The sequence below is a fragment of the Bacillus sp. 5mfcol3.1 genome (genome assembly GCF_900114335.1).
Taxonomy (GTDB): domain Bacteria; phylum Bacillota; class Bacilli; order Bacillales; family Bacillaceae_G; genus Bacillus_A; species Bacillus_A thuringiensis_S.
The window spans coordinates 175,876-190,852 of the sequence record NZ_FOST01000007.1 but is presented as its reverse complement, the minus strand read 5'-3'; the positions used below and the strand labels follow the sequence as shown (position 1 = coordinate 190,852).

Below are 14,977 nucleotides of genomic sequence, written 5' to 3'. Positions count from 1 at the left end.
AAGAAAAAGCCACCCAAAAGATGACTTTTTCATTATTATAAAATAGTAATTGCTTGTTTTCCCATTTGCTCCCAAGCTTTCTCAAATTCTGCTCGCGGAACAGCCAAACGCGGATTATTTTTAAGAGGATCATTTACATATACAAAGTTTTGATCATATCCAATTACTACTGCACTATGCTCATAATATGTAATTTTCACTTCACCTGAACTCGTATTCCATGTTTCAAAACTACTTTCAGCTAGCGGCTTAAACGTCGTATTAATAATGACCCATACCGGTGAACCAGAACTAATTACTTTATATATATCTTGCATGTCTCTACCTGTTAAATTAATTACTTTTTCAGGAACATATTTTTCTGCCAAATTAAAAATTGGTTGATTATATACACCATATCCAGGCTCTGCCTTTGTATAAATATTTCCAACAAACCCTTCGTAAGGATTTCCCCGTACGCCATTTTGTTCAAATGGAACACGATGAATTTCGCTAGCAAGTTGCATCTTATCTACTTGTACACCTTTATATTGCAACAACATAGCTAAACTTGTCACTTCACATCCTCGAGGTAATTCTGGTAATTGTTTAATAAACGGAACATCCTCAATCATAGCTGCTTCTTTCATTTCAGATAGAAACTCTAAGCGTAGAACTTGCGCCTTTTGCATAATTTTATCTTTTCCTATAAAAAATGCAGCAGCAAGTATAATCCCAAAAACAAAAAGATATTTTAACTTTTTCATTATAAACAAAACTCCATTAATTATTATTTTACAGACACAACTCTTATCATTGTACCCTTCTTCTTACTAGTTTGCTAGAAAGATCATGTGAATTATCGCTCATAGAATTAATTATAAAAATTCTAATTATTTTTAATAAAAAGAAAAATAAATATACATTTCCAGAATATTTTGCTAAAATCAAAATTGTTAACATGGTGAAGATATCACCATGTTAACAAACATTCTTAGAGTATTTAGTCATAGTTCGTTTTTTTACATACTCCATTCATTTCATAGTAAATAAACCGAGTGTGTGTTGCATCCCCCACTAATGATTAAAAACTCAGAATAAAACGAAGTTCACACATTCAAGAAAATACGGGGTGAGGGGCATATGAATCAACAAATTGAACAAACAGATTTAAAACGAACAATGAAAAGTAGACACCTATTTATGATTGCACTCGGCGGTGTTATCGGAACCGGGCTATTTATGGGATCTGGTCAAATTGTCCATAATGCCGGACCTGGTGGTGCTATTCTTGCATTTTTAGTCGGTGGATTTGTTATGTATTTAACGATGTTATGTCTTGGTGAATTATCCGTTGCTATGCCAGAAGCAGGTTCATTCCAAAGCTATGCAAGCAAATTCATTTCACCTGGTTTTGGATTTGTTGTCGGTTGGATGTATTGGCTAAATTGGGCTGTTACAGTTGGCGTAGAGTTAACAACTGTAAGTATTTTAATGAAACGCTGGTTTCCAGACGTTTCTTCATGGATTTGGTGCGTTACATTTGCAGCAGCGCTATTTCTCGTAAACGCTTTATCAGCAAAAGCATATGCAGAAGCAGAGTTTTGGTTCGCAAGTGTAAAAGTTGCAACAATTGTTATTTTCATCGTACTTGGTGGCGCTGTTATGTTCGGTCTACTAGACTTTAATGGAAAGCCAGCTCCGATGCTTCATAATTTCACTGAAAATGGCGGGCTATTTCCAAACGGTGCATTAGCTGTTCTTCTTACGATGATTACAGTAAATTACTCCTTCCAAGGAACAGAATTAATTGGAATCGCTTCAGGAGAAAGTGAAAATCCTGAAAAAACAATTCCAAAAGCAATCAAAAATACAATTTGGCGAACTCTCTTCTTCTTCGTCTTAGCGATATCAGTTGTTGTAGGTTTACTCCCGTGGCAAGAGGCTAATCTAGTCGAAAGTCCCTTTGTACTTGTATTTGATGTAGCCGGTGTCCCATATGCAGCAGACATTATGAACTTCGTTATTATTACAGCTGTATTATCCGTTGCTAACTCTGGTCTATACGCAAATTCTCGTATGCTGTGGGCGATGGCAAAACAAGGAATGGCAAGTCCAGCGTTTACTAAATTAACTAAAAGAGGTGTACCGCTAAACGCATTAATTTTCAGTCTGATTTTTGCAAGTCTTTCTTTATTAACAAGTGTATTTGCGGCAGATACTGTCTTTCTAGTTTTAACATCTATTGCAGCGATGGCTGCTGTTGTCGTGTGGATGTCAATCGCCGCTTCACAGTTTTTCTTCCGTAGAAATTTCGTGAAAAATGGTGGCGACATAAATGATTTAAAATATCGTACACCGCTCTATCCACTAGTTCCAATCGTAGCGTTCTCGCTCAATTTCATTACATTTGTTAGTTTGGCTTTCATTCCAGATCAAAGAATTGCTCTTTATTGTGGCATTCCATTTATGATTACTTGTTACATTTTATACCAAGTTAAATATAAAAAAATTGTCAAACTTGAACAGCCACGAACTGTCACACAAGAAATAAATTAAATATACAAAATATTCAGCTATCTTTCTTATGATAAGATAGCTTTTTTCTATTTCTTGGATATCCTGGTATAACTTTATTTATCTTAAAATTTTCACAATCACGTTTTTCTCTGGAAAATAGTTTACAATGTAATCAAGTTACAAATGATATTCACCTTAAAAAGTGTGCATTTGTGTCTATTTTTTAACAATATATCAAAAACTATTGCCTTCTATAAATTAATAGGTTTATATTGTTTTATTGGCATAGTTTCAATCCAAGGAGAAAGGAGATTTTCAATCGTGCAACTAAAGAAAGCGTTTTGGAAGTTGGCTTCGCTTCTTCCGTTATCATTACTTCTGTTCCTCGGTGGCTGTGATAAAAAACTCGCAGTATTAAATCCGCAAGGACCTGTTGCAAAAGCACAGTATGATTTAATTGTTTGGTCATTCTTGCTTATGTCATTAATTATCGCAATTGTATTCATTCTGTTTACAGTCATCTTGATTCGTTATCGTGAAAAACCAGAGAATATGGACTATGAGCCACCTGAACAACACGGTAACACATTACTAGAAATTATTTGGACGCTTGTTCCTGTTATTATCGTTATCGCATTATCGATTCCAACAGTAAAAGCAACTTATGCTTCGGAAGAGGTTCCGAAAGAGTCCAAACATATTAAACCAGTTGAAATTTATGTTACATCTGCAAACTGGAAATGGTTATTCAGTTACCCAGAGGAAAAAATTGAAACCGTTAACTATTTAAACATCCCAGCTGGTGTACCAATTCAATTCAAACTGACTTCTGTCGGCCCAATGAATGCTTTCTGGGTACCAGAACTTGGTGGTATGAAGTACACAATGGATGGCATGATTATGGATCTTTATTTACAAGCTGATAAGCCAGGTTCTTACCTAGGCCGTAGTGCGAACTTCTCTGGTGAAGGATTCACACACATGGAGTTCGAAGTTGAAGCGAAAACTAAAGAGAAATATGACAAGTGGGTTAAAGAAGTACAAGAAACTGCTCCTAAACTAACAGAAGCTAAGTACAACGAAATTGTTAAACCTGGTGTAGTTGGTCGTATGACATTCTCTAGTCACCACTTAAGTTATGTAGATCCAAAATCACTTGAATATTGTGATTACAACTACTACAAAAACAAAAAATAATAGCTATTATTCCAACAGATTGGAGTGAACACAGTGAAGCTTGATGAATTCTTTGTCACAGGTGACCCGATTATTTACGGTGCAGACGCTTCTATCGTTCTTGTGACATTAGCAATCATTTTCGTACTAACAAAGTATAAAAAATGGAAATGGCTTTGGGACGAATGGTTAACAACTGTTGACCATAAAAAAATCGGAGCCATGTATATTATTTCTGCGGTTATCATGTTATTCCGTGGTGGTATGGATGGTTTAATGATCCGTGCACAATTAACATTCCCAGAAACAACTTATTTAAACGCTGAACACTATAACGGAATCTTTACAACGCATGGTACAGTAATGATTCTTTTCATGGCAATGCCATTCGTTATGGGATTAATGAACCTTGTAGTACCATTACAAATTGGTGCTCGTGATGTTGCATATCCGTTCTTAAATGCTTTAAGTTTCTGGTTATTCTTTGTCGGAGCAATGTTATTCAACATCGCTTTCGTAATCGGTGGTTCTCCAGACGCTGGGTGGACTTCTTACTTCCCAATGGCAGGTACAGAGTTTACTTCAGGCGTAGGAAATAACTACTACGCAATTGCATTACAGATTTCAGGTCTCGGTACGCTAATGACCGGTATTAACTTCCTTGTTACTATCTTAAAAATGCGTACACCTGGTATGACTTTAATGAGAATGCCAATGTTTACTTGGTCAATCTTAATTACAACAATTATCATTATTTTCGCTTTCCCAGTATTAACAGTTGCTCTTGCATTAATGACATTTGACCGTCTATTCGATGCTCACTTCTTTACGATGGCGAGCGGCGGTATGCCGATGTTATGGGCCAACCTGTTCTGGGTATGGGGTCACCCTGAAGTATATATCGTTATTTTACCGGCATTCGGTATTTTCTCTGAAATCATTAGTACATTCTCACGTAAGCGTCTATTCGGTTACAGTGCGATGGTATACTCAATGGTTGCAATTTCTTTACTAAGTTTCGTCGTATGGCTTCACCACTTCTTCACGATGGGTGCAGGTCCAGCGGTTAACTCATTCTTCTCGATTTCGACAATGGCGATTTCGATTCCAACCGGTGTTAAGATCTTTAACTGGTTGTTTACACTGTATAAAGGACGTATCCGTTTTACAGTTCCAATGCTTTGGTCATTGGCATTTATTCCAAACTTCGTAGTCGGTGGGGTTACAGGGGTTATGCTTGGAATGGCAGCAGCTGATTATCAATACCATAACAGCTACTTCCTAATCGCTCACTTCCACTACGTATTAATCGCAGGTACAGTATTCGCTATGCTTGCTGGATTCACATTCTGGTATCCAAAAATGACTGGTCATATGTTAAATGAACGCCTAGGTAAATGGACATTCTGGATCTTTATGAGCGGATTCAACATCTGTTTCTTCCCAATGTACTTCTTAGGTTTAGACGGTATGACTCGTCGTATGTACACTTACTCTGAAAGTCTTGGATGGGGATGGCTAAACCAAATCGCATCTGTTGGTGCGGTAATGATGGGTATTGGCTTCCTACTTCTTTGCTACAACGTAATTTGGAGTGCACGTCACGGTGAACGTGACACAACTGGAGATCCATGGGATGGCCGTACACTTGAATGGGCAACTCAATCTCCTGTACAACATTACAACTTCGCGAAACTTCCTGAAATCAAAGAAGCTGATGCTTTCTGGTACATGAAAAAACGCGGAGAAACAGTTACACCAGCAGCAGAAGATATCAAACCAATTCACATGCCAAGTAACTCTGGTGTGCCTATTATTGCGTCTTTATTCTTCGGTCTTGCAGGTTTCGCATTAGTATTTAGCTGGTTCTGGCTTGCAGCAATCGGCGGCGTTGGTATTTTAGCTTGCTTAATCTATCGTTCATTCGATTATGATGATGGCTACTACGTAAGTGTTGATGAAATTAAAGAAACAGAACATATAGCATGAGAGGTGAAATGACATGGCGGCTTTAGATAAAAGCTTACCTTTGGAATATCAATCCGAACAAAGCAGATTGAATATCCTAGGATTCTGGATTTTTCTTGGGGCTGAAATTATGCTGTTCGCAACACTTTTCGCCTCTTATCTAGTCCTTGCTGGTCGTACGGCAGATGGCCCAACTCCAGCGCAACTGTTTGAACTTAAAACGCTTTTAATTCAAACATTACTACTTTTAACAAGTAGTTTCACATGTGGTATCGTAATTCACGAAATGCGTAAGCACAACCAAAAAGCAATGCTTGGATGGTTCATCCTTACATTACTTTTAGGTGCAGGTTTCCTATTCTTTGAAATCGAAGAGTTCATTATGTACATCGGTGAAGGCGCAACAATTCAAACAAGTGCTTTCCTATCTGCATTCTTCGTTCTTCTTGGAACGCATGGAGCCCACGTAACAGGCGGTATCATTTGGGCAATTTGTGTTATTATCCAAATTTTAAAACGAGGTTTAACACCAGTTACAGCTCGTAAAGTATTCATTATCAGCTTATACTGGCATTTCCTTGATCTTGTTTGGGTCTTTATTTACACACTAGTTTACTTGAACGGGATGGTGGCGTAGATGGCTCAAAACAACAATCAAGCAAACGGGCATGCGCATAGCGGATTCCCTTGGTCACACGTTTTCGGATTTATTTTATCGCTTGCATTAACGTTTCTAGCGTTATACGTGGCACTTTACACAACATTGCCACTCTCAACAGTCTTAACAACTATTATCATAATGGCTGTTGCGCAAGCATTGTTACAATTAATTATGTTCATGCATTTAAAAGAAGGAGAAGGAAGAGTTCAAATTCTTACAATGATATACAGTTTCTTCGTTGCAACTGCAACAGTTGGTTTAACTGTATGGATCTTCTTCTCAATGTAATGTACATGAAAAAGACTGCTGAGGAATCTCAGCAGTCTTTTTTTATTCTCCTCCCCCATTACATCCACATTACAGAATTAACAGCAGAATCATGAAGAATATACTTATTATGACAAATGTTAAGAAAAGTCTTTCTTTATGAAATCGAATCCATATGCGTTGCTTTTCTACCTATTATATGGCTAAATAGGTACTATATTTATTTGAAGGGAGAGAACGCAATGGAACATCATACTTCTGTTCTATCACTTATGGTTGTCGTTGCAATCGCGTTTTTCGTTCCCCTTTTGTTACAACGCTTTAAATTAAAAGCACTTCCTGTTGTCGTTGCAGAAATTATTGCAGGAATCTTTGTAGGTAAAAGTGGGTTTAATATTATTGAGCCAGATATGTGGCTTCAAGTTTTATCAACATTAGGATTTATCTTCCTCATGTTCTTAAGCGGTTTAGAAATTGATTTTTCTATCTTTAAACAAAAAGGGAAAAAAAATACGACAAACGAACCAAATACATTTCAAGCAGCAAGCATTATCTTCTTATTTATTTTCATCTTATCTTATGCCCTATCATTACTATTCGTATGGCTAGGATTTGTAGATAATGCAATGTTCATGACTTTAATTATTTCAACTATTTCTTTAGGTGTTGTTGTACCAACACTAAAAGAGAACAACCTAGGAAAAACTGCAATCGGACAAATCATTTTATTAGTTGCTGTTATTGCAGACTTAGTTACAATGATTTTACTCGCTGTTTTCGTCGGATTAAATTCCGAAAGCGGCCAAAGTATGTGGCTCTTACTTCTTCTATTCGGTGCCGGTATTGTCATTTACTTTATTGCAAAACGCTTTAAAAACATTCCATACTTAGATAGTTTAAAAGCTGGTAGTGTACAAATTGATACACGGGCTGTTTTTGCACTCATTTTAATCTTAGTTGGGTTATCGGAATCTGTTGGAGCAGAAAATATTTTAGGCGCCTTCTTAGCAGGTGTACTTGTATCGTTATTATCACCCAATGAAGATATGGTGGAAAAACTTGATTCCATCGGCTATGGTTTCTTCATCCCTATTTTCTTCGTAATGGTTGGTGTAAATCTAGAGGTATGGTCTATTTTTAAAGAGCCTTCTAGCATGCTAATGATCCCAATCTTAATTGTAGGACTCTTTATTTCAAAACTCTTACCATCACTCGTCTTACGAAAATGGTATCCACGTAATATCGTACTTGGAAGTGCAATCTTATTAACATCGACACTTTCTTTAGTTATCGCAGCTGCACAAATTGGTGAAAAACTAGGGATCATCAGTCCAAGTTTATCTGCCTCTCTTATTTTAAGCGCAGTTATTACTTGTATTTTTGCACCTATATTGTTTAAAAAAATGTTCCCAAAAGTAGAAACACCAAAACCAAAAGTAGCTATTATTGGCGCGAGCAGAATTACCCTTCCGTTATCACTAGATTTAAAACGAGAAGATTATGACGTAACACTATATATGATGCGTCAAAACAAAATAAATGATGAGGAAGCGAAATCGCATGACTTCCCTATCGTGAAATTAGATGACATCACAATCGCATCATTAACTGAACAAACAGCATTTGATGCAGATCGCGTCGTTGTTGCAACAAGCGATGATAAACAAAACTTATTATTAGCAGAACATGCAAAAGAGCTAGGTGTTGAACATGTTATTGCAAGTGTAGAAGATCCACTTCTACAAGAAAAAGCAACGCAAGAACATATCGCTGTATTCTCAACAATTAACTCTACACGTATTTTATTACGTGCACTTATTGATAAACCTAGTCTCGTTCGCTTAATTACAACAGCAAACGAAACAGTACGCGAAGTTGAACTACGCAGCAATAAATATAACGGCATTGCGCTTCGCCGCCTTCCGTTTTTAGGTGATGTACTTGTCATTCAAATCTACCGCGGTAATAAAGCATTAATACCACATGGTGATACAAGACTACAACACGGCGATACATTACTTGTAACAGGTTCAAAAGAGCATATCGATACACTAAAAAACATATTAGAGTAAAAAAATGCCCCTCACATAATTGAGGGGCATTTTTTTAATTTCATATGGTAAAATGTTACTATCACATATTATGAGGATGGATTACATTATGTCTATTGTAACTTTAGCTCTCTTATTATTAGCGGAAGTACTCGTCGCCATTATTCTCATCGGTGTTAGCATTGAAATTTGCAGCTATGGTTGGAAAAAATCAAATGGAGTTAAATACTCATTCCTTTTTCTTTCACTCCTTCTCGGAACCGCTAGTATACTCGGCCTTCTCGCTGCACCTGCATACTTCTTTATACAACTTATAGAAAAAGGTTTATAAGAAAGGATGATAACATGATTACTGTGCAGTATATTGATGCATCCGAGACACACTTATTACGCCAAGCGGTGTTGCGTCCCAATCAGTCCCTAGGAGACTGTAAATACTCTTCTGATTACGAAAAAGACACATTCCACTTAGGTGCCTTTATAAACGATGAGTTGATTAGCATCGCTTCCTTCTCAAAAGAAATATATCCTGATTTGCAAAAAAGTATCCATTATAGACTACGAGGAATGGCAACATTACCTAACTTTCGGAACAAAAGAGCTGGAAGCTCCTTAATTCAGAAGGCAGAACAAATTTTAAAAGAACGGAAAGCAAACATCCTATGGTGTAATGGCCGAATTACTGTAACTGACTATTACAAGCGATTAGGCTTTCAGGAGCATGGTGAAATTTTTGAAATTGAACCAATTGGCCTTCATAAAGTACTGTATAAAAAGATATAAGAAAAGCTTTCCTCAATACGGGAAAGCTTTTCTTATATTTCAATCTTCTCTTTTTGTTTTTTCATATATATGTATATAAACAAACTAGGAACTAAAAAACAAGCAAAAATAATAAGTGCTGTTATACTTATTTCTTTTATCGAGATATCTGGTGTTACAATGATACAAACAGCTAATATCCCCATAATAATACCTACTGGAATTAATAATAATTTCATGAAATATCTACGTGACACTCCGCCTGTGTGCTCATATACCTTTACAGAATGTTTTAAATTTAAGAAGTTAATAACTACGATACCGCCAATAAATATCATTAATAAATCCGAAACACTTTCATATCCTGCCTCTTGCAAGACATAGCGGTAAAAGATGATAGCTAGTATGACGATATTTTGTAAGATGAAAGCCAATCTAATATGTTTTAACCCTTCAATCATTAAACGTTCATCTTTCACGATTTTCACCCTATCACTCCTTTTCCTCCCAAAACAAATCATTCAATGTTTTATCTACCGCATAACAAATTTTCAAACATAAATCTAAAGATGGGTTGTATTTCCCCTTCTCAATTAAACTAATCGTTTGCCTTGTAACGCCTACTTTTTCTGCTAATTGTTGCTGTGTTAAATCTAACTGAACACGCGCGACTTTTATTTTACTTACAGCCATTCATGTTCCTCCTCCACCTTTATTGTAATATATATATTCCATTAGGTAATTTATATTTTGCGAAATTAATTTAATTTCCCCATTATCCCGACTGATGCGGGCTAATACACAGTGGGGATAAATCCCCACTACTGCCTATAGTTTTACTTTATTATACACAAAAAAGGAGCCTCTCATAAGAAGCTCACTCTCCTATATCTATATTATAAGAATAAATGACATCCAAATAAAATTGTAAATAAGTATAGTAATGGATGTACTTCCTTTCCTTTACCCTTCACAATTTTCAAAACTGGATATACTAAAAATCCAATTGCAATTCCATTTGCAATACTAGACGTTAACGGAATACCTATAAAAATCAAAAATGCTGGTAAAGCATCTTCAAATTCATTCCAATTAATATCTCGAATGCTTTGTGCCATTAAACTACCTACTATAATTAATGAAGGAGCTGTAATAGCGGCTACACTTGATAAAGAAGCAATAACAGGACTGAAAAATGCCGTTATAATTGTTAGACCAACAACTACAATCCCTGTTAATCCAGTTTTCCCACCTGCAGCAATACCTGCTGACGATTCAATCGTCGCTGCTGTTGGGCTTGTTCCAAAGATAGAACCTGTAGTCCCGCCAATTGCATCTGCAATAAACGCTTTACCAAAACGCTTCTCTGTATTGTCTGTAATTAAACCTGCTTGTTTAATTAAACCAAGTAATGCACCTGTTGTATCGAATAAAAGTACAAGTAAAAATGAAAATACAACACCATATAATCCGTATTCAATTACATCTGAAAATGCATTGATTGGGTTTGAAACGATAATACCCTCTGGCAAATGAGGCATCGCCACAATTTTATCAGCAAACTTCAATTGCCCTGTAAAGAAGGCGATAACTCCTGTCACAATCATACTAATAAATAATGCACCACTCACACGTAATGCCATTAATACCGCCGCTAATATTAAACCAATTAAAGTTAAAATAACAGCTGGAGAATGAAAATCACCAATCGTAACTAAATTAGAAGGATGATCCACGATAATTCCAGAAAGGCGCAATCCAATAAAAGCAATAAATAGTCCAATTCCACCTGCAATTGCATGCTTTAAACTATCAGGAATTGCTAAAATTAACTTTTGCCTAAACGAAGTAAAAGATAATAAAAGAAAAATAATCCCCGTTACAAATACAGCTGAAAAGGCAACTACATATGTAATCCCTTCTGCCTTCTGTACAACAGAATAAGCAAAATATGCATTCATTCCCATAGCTGGAGCAATAACAATCGGGTAATTCGCGAAAATCGCCATACCTACTGTTCCAACAACGGTTGCAATAATTGTTGCTGTAAACGCTTGGTCAAATGGTACACCTGCATCAGATAATATTTTTGGATTGATGACAAGAATATACGCAAATGTAAAAAAAGTTGTGATGCCAGCTAAAAACTCTTGCTTCACAGAAGTGTTATATTTTTGTAATTGAAACATGCTTATGTACCCTTCCTACACCTGAATTATTATCACACATTCTTTTCTTACTAGTATGTGAGAAAATATAATACTTAATCTTAACAATCAATAAAAAGAAGAGTCAATATATTCCCTAATAGTTCGAATTTTAAGTTTAAGTCTGACAAGTACAGATGTAGTACAGTTCATTATGATTATTTTTGTAGCATAACAGATAGAAATGTTTTATAATTTGAAATAGTTAAATATTTAGTAAACGCATTCAAATATTGTTCACTCTACAAGGGGGATTCTTCTTATGCAGCACACAAACAAATCTGGAACTTTAAATCGTGGTTTAAAAGAACGACATATTACTTTAATGTCACTTGGCTCAGCTATTGGCGTTGGGCTATTTTTAGGATCTGCTTCCGCTATTAAACTAGCCGGTCCTTCTATTTTACTAGGCTATATGATTGCCGGACTCGTTATTTTTTTCATCATGCGAGCTCTCGGGGAAATGGCAATTGAACAACCTGTTGCCGGTTCTTTTAGTAAATATGCATATGATTATATCGGCCCACTCGCTGGTTATATTACTGGCTGGAATTACTGGTTCTTATGGGTTGTTACTTGTATGGCTGAAATTACAGCAGCTGGTATTTACATGCAATACTGGTTCCCTGATATCCCGCGCTGGACTTGGGCGTTACTTGCTCTATTGTTAATGAGCGCTTTTAACTTCTTATCAGTAAAAGTATTTGGAGAACTTGAGTTTTGGTTTGCTCTCATTAAAATTGTCACAATTATCTGTATGATAGTAGTCGGCGCTGGTATTATTTTATTCGGATTCGGAAACGGTGGTATCGCTACTGGTATTTCAAACCTTTGGTCACATGGTGGCTGGTTCCCAAATGGTTTTTCTGGGTTACTACTCTCCATGCAGATGGTACTATTCGCTTATTTAGGCGTTGAATTAATCGGTGTCACAGCTGGTGAAGCTCAAAATCCGAAGAAAACACTCGCAAAAGCAATTGATAATGTGTTTTGGAGAATATTACTGTTCTACGTAGGAGCTCTATTCGTTATGATGGCAATTTATCCATGGAACGAACTTGGTGAGAAAGGAAGCCCATTCGTATTAACATTCCAGCAAATTGGTATCGCGAAAGCAGCAGGTATTATTAACTTTGTCGTATTAACAGCAGCTCTTTCTTCTTGTAACGGTGGTTTATTTAGTACAGGCCGTATGCTATTTACATTAGCTCAGCAGAAAAAAGCTCCTGAAAGATTTGGTCGTTTAAATAAAAATGGCATTCCAAGCCAAGGAATTGTAGCAACTGCTATCGTTTTACTCATTGGTGTTATATTAAACTATCTCGTACCTGCAAAGGTATTTACATGGCTTACTAGCATTTCAACTTTCGGCGCAATTTGGACTTGGGGAATTATATTAGTTGCTCAAATTAAATTCCGTAAAAGCTTACCTACTCAAAATAAACAAAAGTTATCGTATAAAATGCCTTTATACCCATTAAGCTCATATTTCTCACTCGTTTTCCTTGTATTAGTACTAGGTATAATGGCGTATTCAGAAGATACACGAATTGCATTGATTGTCGGCCCAATTTGGCTTATCGGCTTAGCAATCGTATATTACATGAAAGGGTTTCATAAGATTGATGAAACACCTAACTCAAAAATTAGTTAAGCAAAAACCCCTTCCTTATTACTTGGAAGGTTTTTTTTATATCTATATAAATATTTCTCAACAAAATTCACGGTATTTTTACAATCTTTTAATATTTTTTATGTTTTCCGTCTTTATTTTTACAGAAAAATAAATTACATTATTAAAGCACATATATTTATTATTAGGGGGATTCTTCTATGAAGAATAAAAAATGGATTACATTTTCTTTAGCAACAGCAATTACACTAAGTATAGGGACCTCGTTCATACCGTCTACTTATGCCGAAAGCTCTGTAGACCCAGCTCCTGAAATTGCTGCAAAAGTTGTAAATCAAAACAATGGGAAGAAAGTATTATTCGATAATACACACGGTCAAACTGCTGGGACAGCTGACTGGGTTATTGACGGCGGCTTTTCTGACTTCGGAAACGGCATTGCAAAAAACGGTTATCACGTAAAAGAACTTCGTAAATCAACACCTATTACGTACGAAGACTTAAAAGGTTACAATGTATTTATCGTTCCAGAAGCTAATATTCCTTACAAAAAATCTGAGCAGGACGCTATGTTACAATATGTAAAAAATGGCGGTAGTATCTTCTTTATTGCCGATCATTACAATGCAGATCGTAATAAAAATCGCTGGGACTCTTCTGAAGTATTTAATGGATATAGACGCGGTGCTTGGGATAATCCAGCAAAAGGAATGTCTAATGAAGAAGCAAATTCACAAGCTATGCAAGGAGTAGAAAGCACTGATTGGCTATCTGACAACTTCGGTATTCGCTTCCGCTACAATGCACTTGGTGATGTTTCAGCGAAAACAATTGTATCGCCTGAACAATCTTTCGGAATTACAAAAGGTGTTTCTTCTGTAGCAATGCATGCTGGTTCTACTCTAGCAATTACAAACCCAAAACTAGCAAAAGGACTTGTTTACCTTCCAGAAAATCCATCAAAATGGAATAACGCTGTTGATAGTGGCGTTTATAATGGCGGTGGTCTTGCAGAAGGCCCATATGCTGCAATTGCAAAAGTAGGACTTGGAAAAGCTGCCTTTATTGGTGACTCTTCTCCTGTTGAAGATGCTACGCCAAAGTACGTTCGTGAAGATTCTGGCCAAACAAAGAAAACTTACGATGGTTATAAAGAAGAAAACGATGCGATTTTATTAGAAAACATCGTAAATTGGTTATCGAATAAAGAGACATTTACAAGTTTAGATCAAGTAAATGGTTTACAACTTGATTCACCTACAGCTCTACAAACATTTGAACAGCCAAGCTTATCAACAGAACCACAACCTGAACCTTGGAGTGCACCAAATGCGGGTTATCAATGGTTTAATACAAATACTTTTAAACCAGGTTCATACGGTTATAACGGTGCGGTAACAACAAGCGACTACGTCGTTACACACCCTAGCATTCTACCAAACAATGAAATTTTCCAAATGAAGATTCAAGTAAACAACTTACTACCTAATACAACTTATAACAACTATTCTTTAGGTATATTCACTACTGGTGGAACACAAGTAGCAAAAATTCAAAATACAAACGGCACTTGGCCATCTGCTTTTGGATATAGTAGTGCCTTCTCTTTCACAACAAACAGCTTAGGCTCTGCTGAGAAAGTTGTAAATGTACAGATTGATTCAAATACAACTGGACAAGCAACTCTTCGTCTACGCCAAAATACAACAACGAAATATAATGAAACTGTAACGATTAATAAGAAATAATGAAA

The 14,977-nt window shown here is 36.2% G+C and carries 14 protein-coding genes; 10 read left to right on the top strand and 4 right to left on the bottom strand.

Annotated elements, in window-relative coordinates:
* Positions 1-35 precede the first annotated feature (35 nt).
* Positions 36-746, bottom strand: a complete 711-nt coding sequence (locus tag BM089_RS25715; RefSeq protein WP_000734491.1) for a C39 family peptidase — start codon at positions 744-746, stop codon at positions 36-38.
* A 376-nt stretch (positions 747-1,122) separates the two neighbouring features.
* Between BM089_RS25715 and BM089_RS25710 the strand changes: the two genes are divergently transcribed.
* The 8 genes from BM089_RS25710 (at position 1,123) to BM089_RS25675 (ending at position 9,405) form a co-directional block, all read left to right on the top strand.
* Entirely contained in the window at positions 1,123-2,538 is a 1,416-nt protein-coding gene (locus BM089_RS25710; RefSeq protein WP_001075764.1) for an amino acid permease, read from the top strand.
* Positions 2,539-2,820: 282 nt separating this feature from the next.
* Positions 2,821-3,696: a cytochrome aa3 quinol oxidase subunit II gene (locus tag BM089_RS25705; RefSeq protein WP_001176165.1), complete on the top strand. Its 876-nt coding sequence runs from the start codon at positions 2,821-2,823 to the stop codon at positions 3,694-3,696.
* Between the two features lie 33 nt (positions 3,697-3,729).
* The gene (gene qoxB, locus BM089_RS25700) at positions 3,730-5,664 is read left to right on the top strand and encodes a cytochrome aa3 quinol oxidase subunit I (protein ID WP_000762374.1); all 1,935 of its coding nucleotides are present in this window, start codon (positions 3,730-3,732) and stop codon (positions 5,662-5,664) included.
* A 13-nt stretch (positions 5,665-5,677) separates the two neighbouring features.
* On the top strand, positions 5,678-6,280 hold the full coding sequence (gene qoxC, locus BM089_RS25695) for a cytochrome aa3 quinol oxidase subunit III (protein WP_000729313.1): 603 nt from the start codon (positions 5,678-5,680) through the stop codon (positions 6,278-6,280).
* A complete protein-coding gene (gene qoxD / locus BM089_RS25690; RefSeq protein ID WP_000068425.1) occupies positions 6,281-6,592 on the top strand; it encodes a cytochrome aa3 quinol oxidase subunit IV in 312 nt (103 codons plus the stop codon). It begins immediately after the preceding gene.
* A 221-nt stretch (positions 6,593-6,813) separates the two neighbouring features.
* The gene (locus BM089_RS25685; protein WP_090978423.1) at positions 6,814-8,643 is read left to right on the top strand and encodes a monovalent cation:proton antiporter family protein; all 1,830 of its coding nucleotides are present in this window, start codon (positions 6,814-6,816) and stop codon (positions 8,641-8,643) included.
* A gap of 52 nt (positions 8,644-8,695) precedes the next feature.
* On the top strand, positions 8,696-8,953 hold the full coding sequence (locus BM089_RS25680) for a DUF4022 family protein (RefSeq protein ID WP_071714271.1): 258 nt from the start codon (positions 8,696-8,698) through the stop codon (positions 8,951-8,953).
* Between the two features lie 14 nt (positions 8,954-8,967).
* Positions 8,968-9,405: a GNAT family N-acetyltransferase gene (locus tag BM089_RS25675; protein ID WP_000633851.1), complete on the top strand. Its 438-nt coding sequence runs from the start codon at positions 8,968-8,970 to the stop codon at positions 9,403-9,405.
* Between the two features lie 32 nt (positions 9,406-9,437).
* Here BM089_RS25675 and BM089_RS25670 read toward each other — a convergent pair whose 3' ends face one another.
* The 3 genes from BM089_RS25670 to BM089_RS25660 form a co-directional block, all read right to left on the bottom strand.
* The gene (locus tag BM089_RS25670) at positions 9,438-9,872 is read right to left on the bottom strand and encodes a hypothetical protein (protein WP_000706626.1); all 435 of its coding nucleotides are present in this window, start codon (positions 9,870-9,872) and stop codon (positions 9,438-9,440) included.
* Positions 9,873-9,876: 4 nt separating this feature from the next.
* Positions 9,877-10,077, bottom strand: a complete 201-nt coding sequence (locus BM089_RS25665; protein ID WP_000301182.1) for a helix-turn-helix transcriptional regulator — start codon at positions 10,075-10,077, stop codon at positions 9,877-9,879.
* Positions 10,078-10,280: 203 nt separating this feature from the next.
* Complete coding sequence (locus BM089_RS25660; protein ID WP_000487188.1) at positions 10,281-11,573, bottom strand: NCS2 family permease; 1,293 nt, start codon at positions 11,571-11,573, stop codon at positions 10,281-10,283.
* Positions 11,574-11,853: 280 nt separating this feature from the next.
* Between BM089_RS25660 and BM089_RS25655 the strand changes: the two genes are divergently transcribed.
* Positions 11,854-13,245 carry an amino acid permease gene (locus BM089_RS25655; protein ID WP_001164892.1) on the top strand — a complete coding sequence of 464 codons (1,392 nt, stop codon included), beginning with the start codon at positions 11,854-11,856 and terminating at the stop codon, positions 13,243-13,245.
* A 179-nt stretch (positions 13,246-13,424) separates the two neighbouring features.
* Entirely contained in the window at positions 13,425-14,972 is a 1,548-nt protein-coding gene (locus tag BM089_RS25650; protein WP_090978421.1) for a DNA-binding protein, read from the top strand.
* The last annotated feature ends 5 nt before the right edge of the window (positions 14,973-14,977 follow it).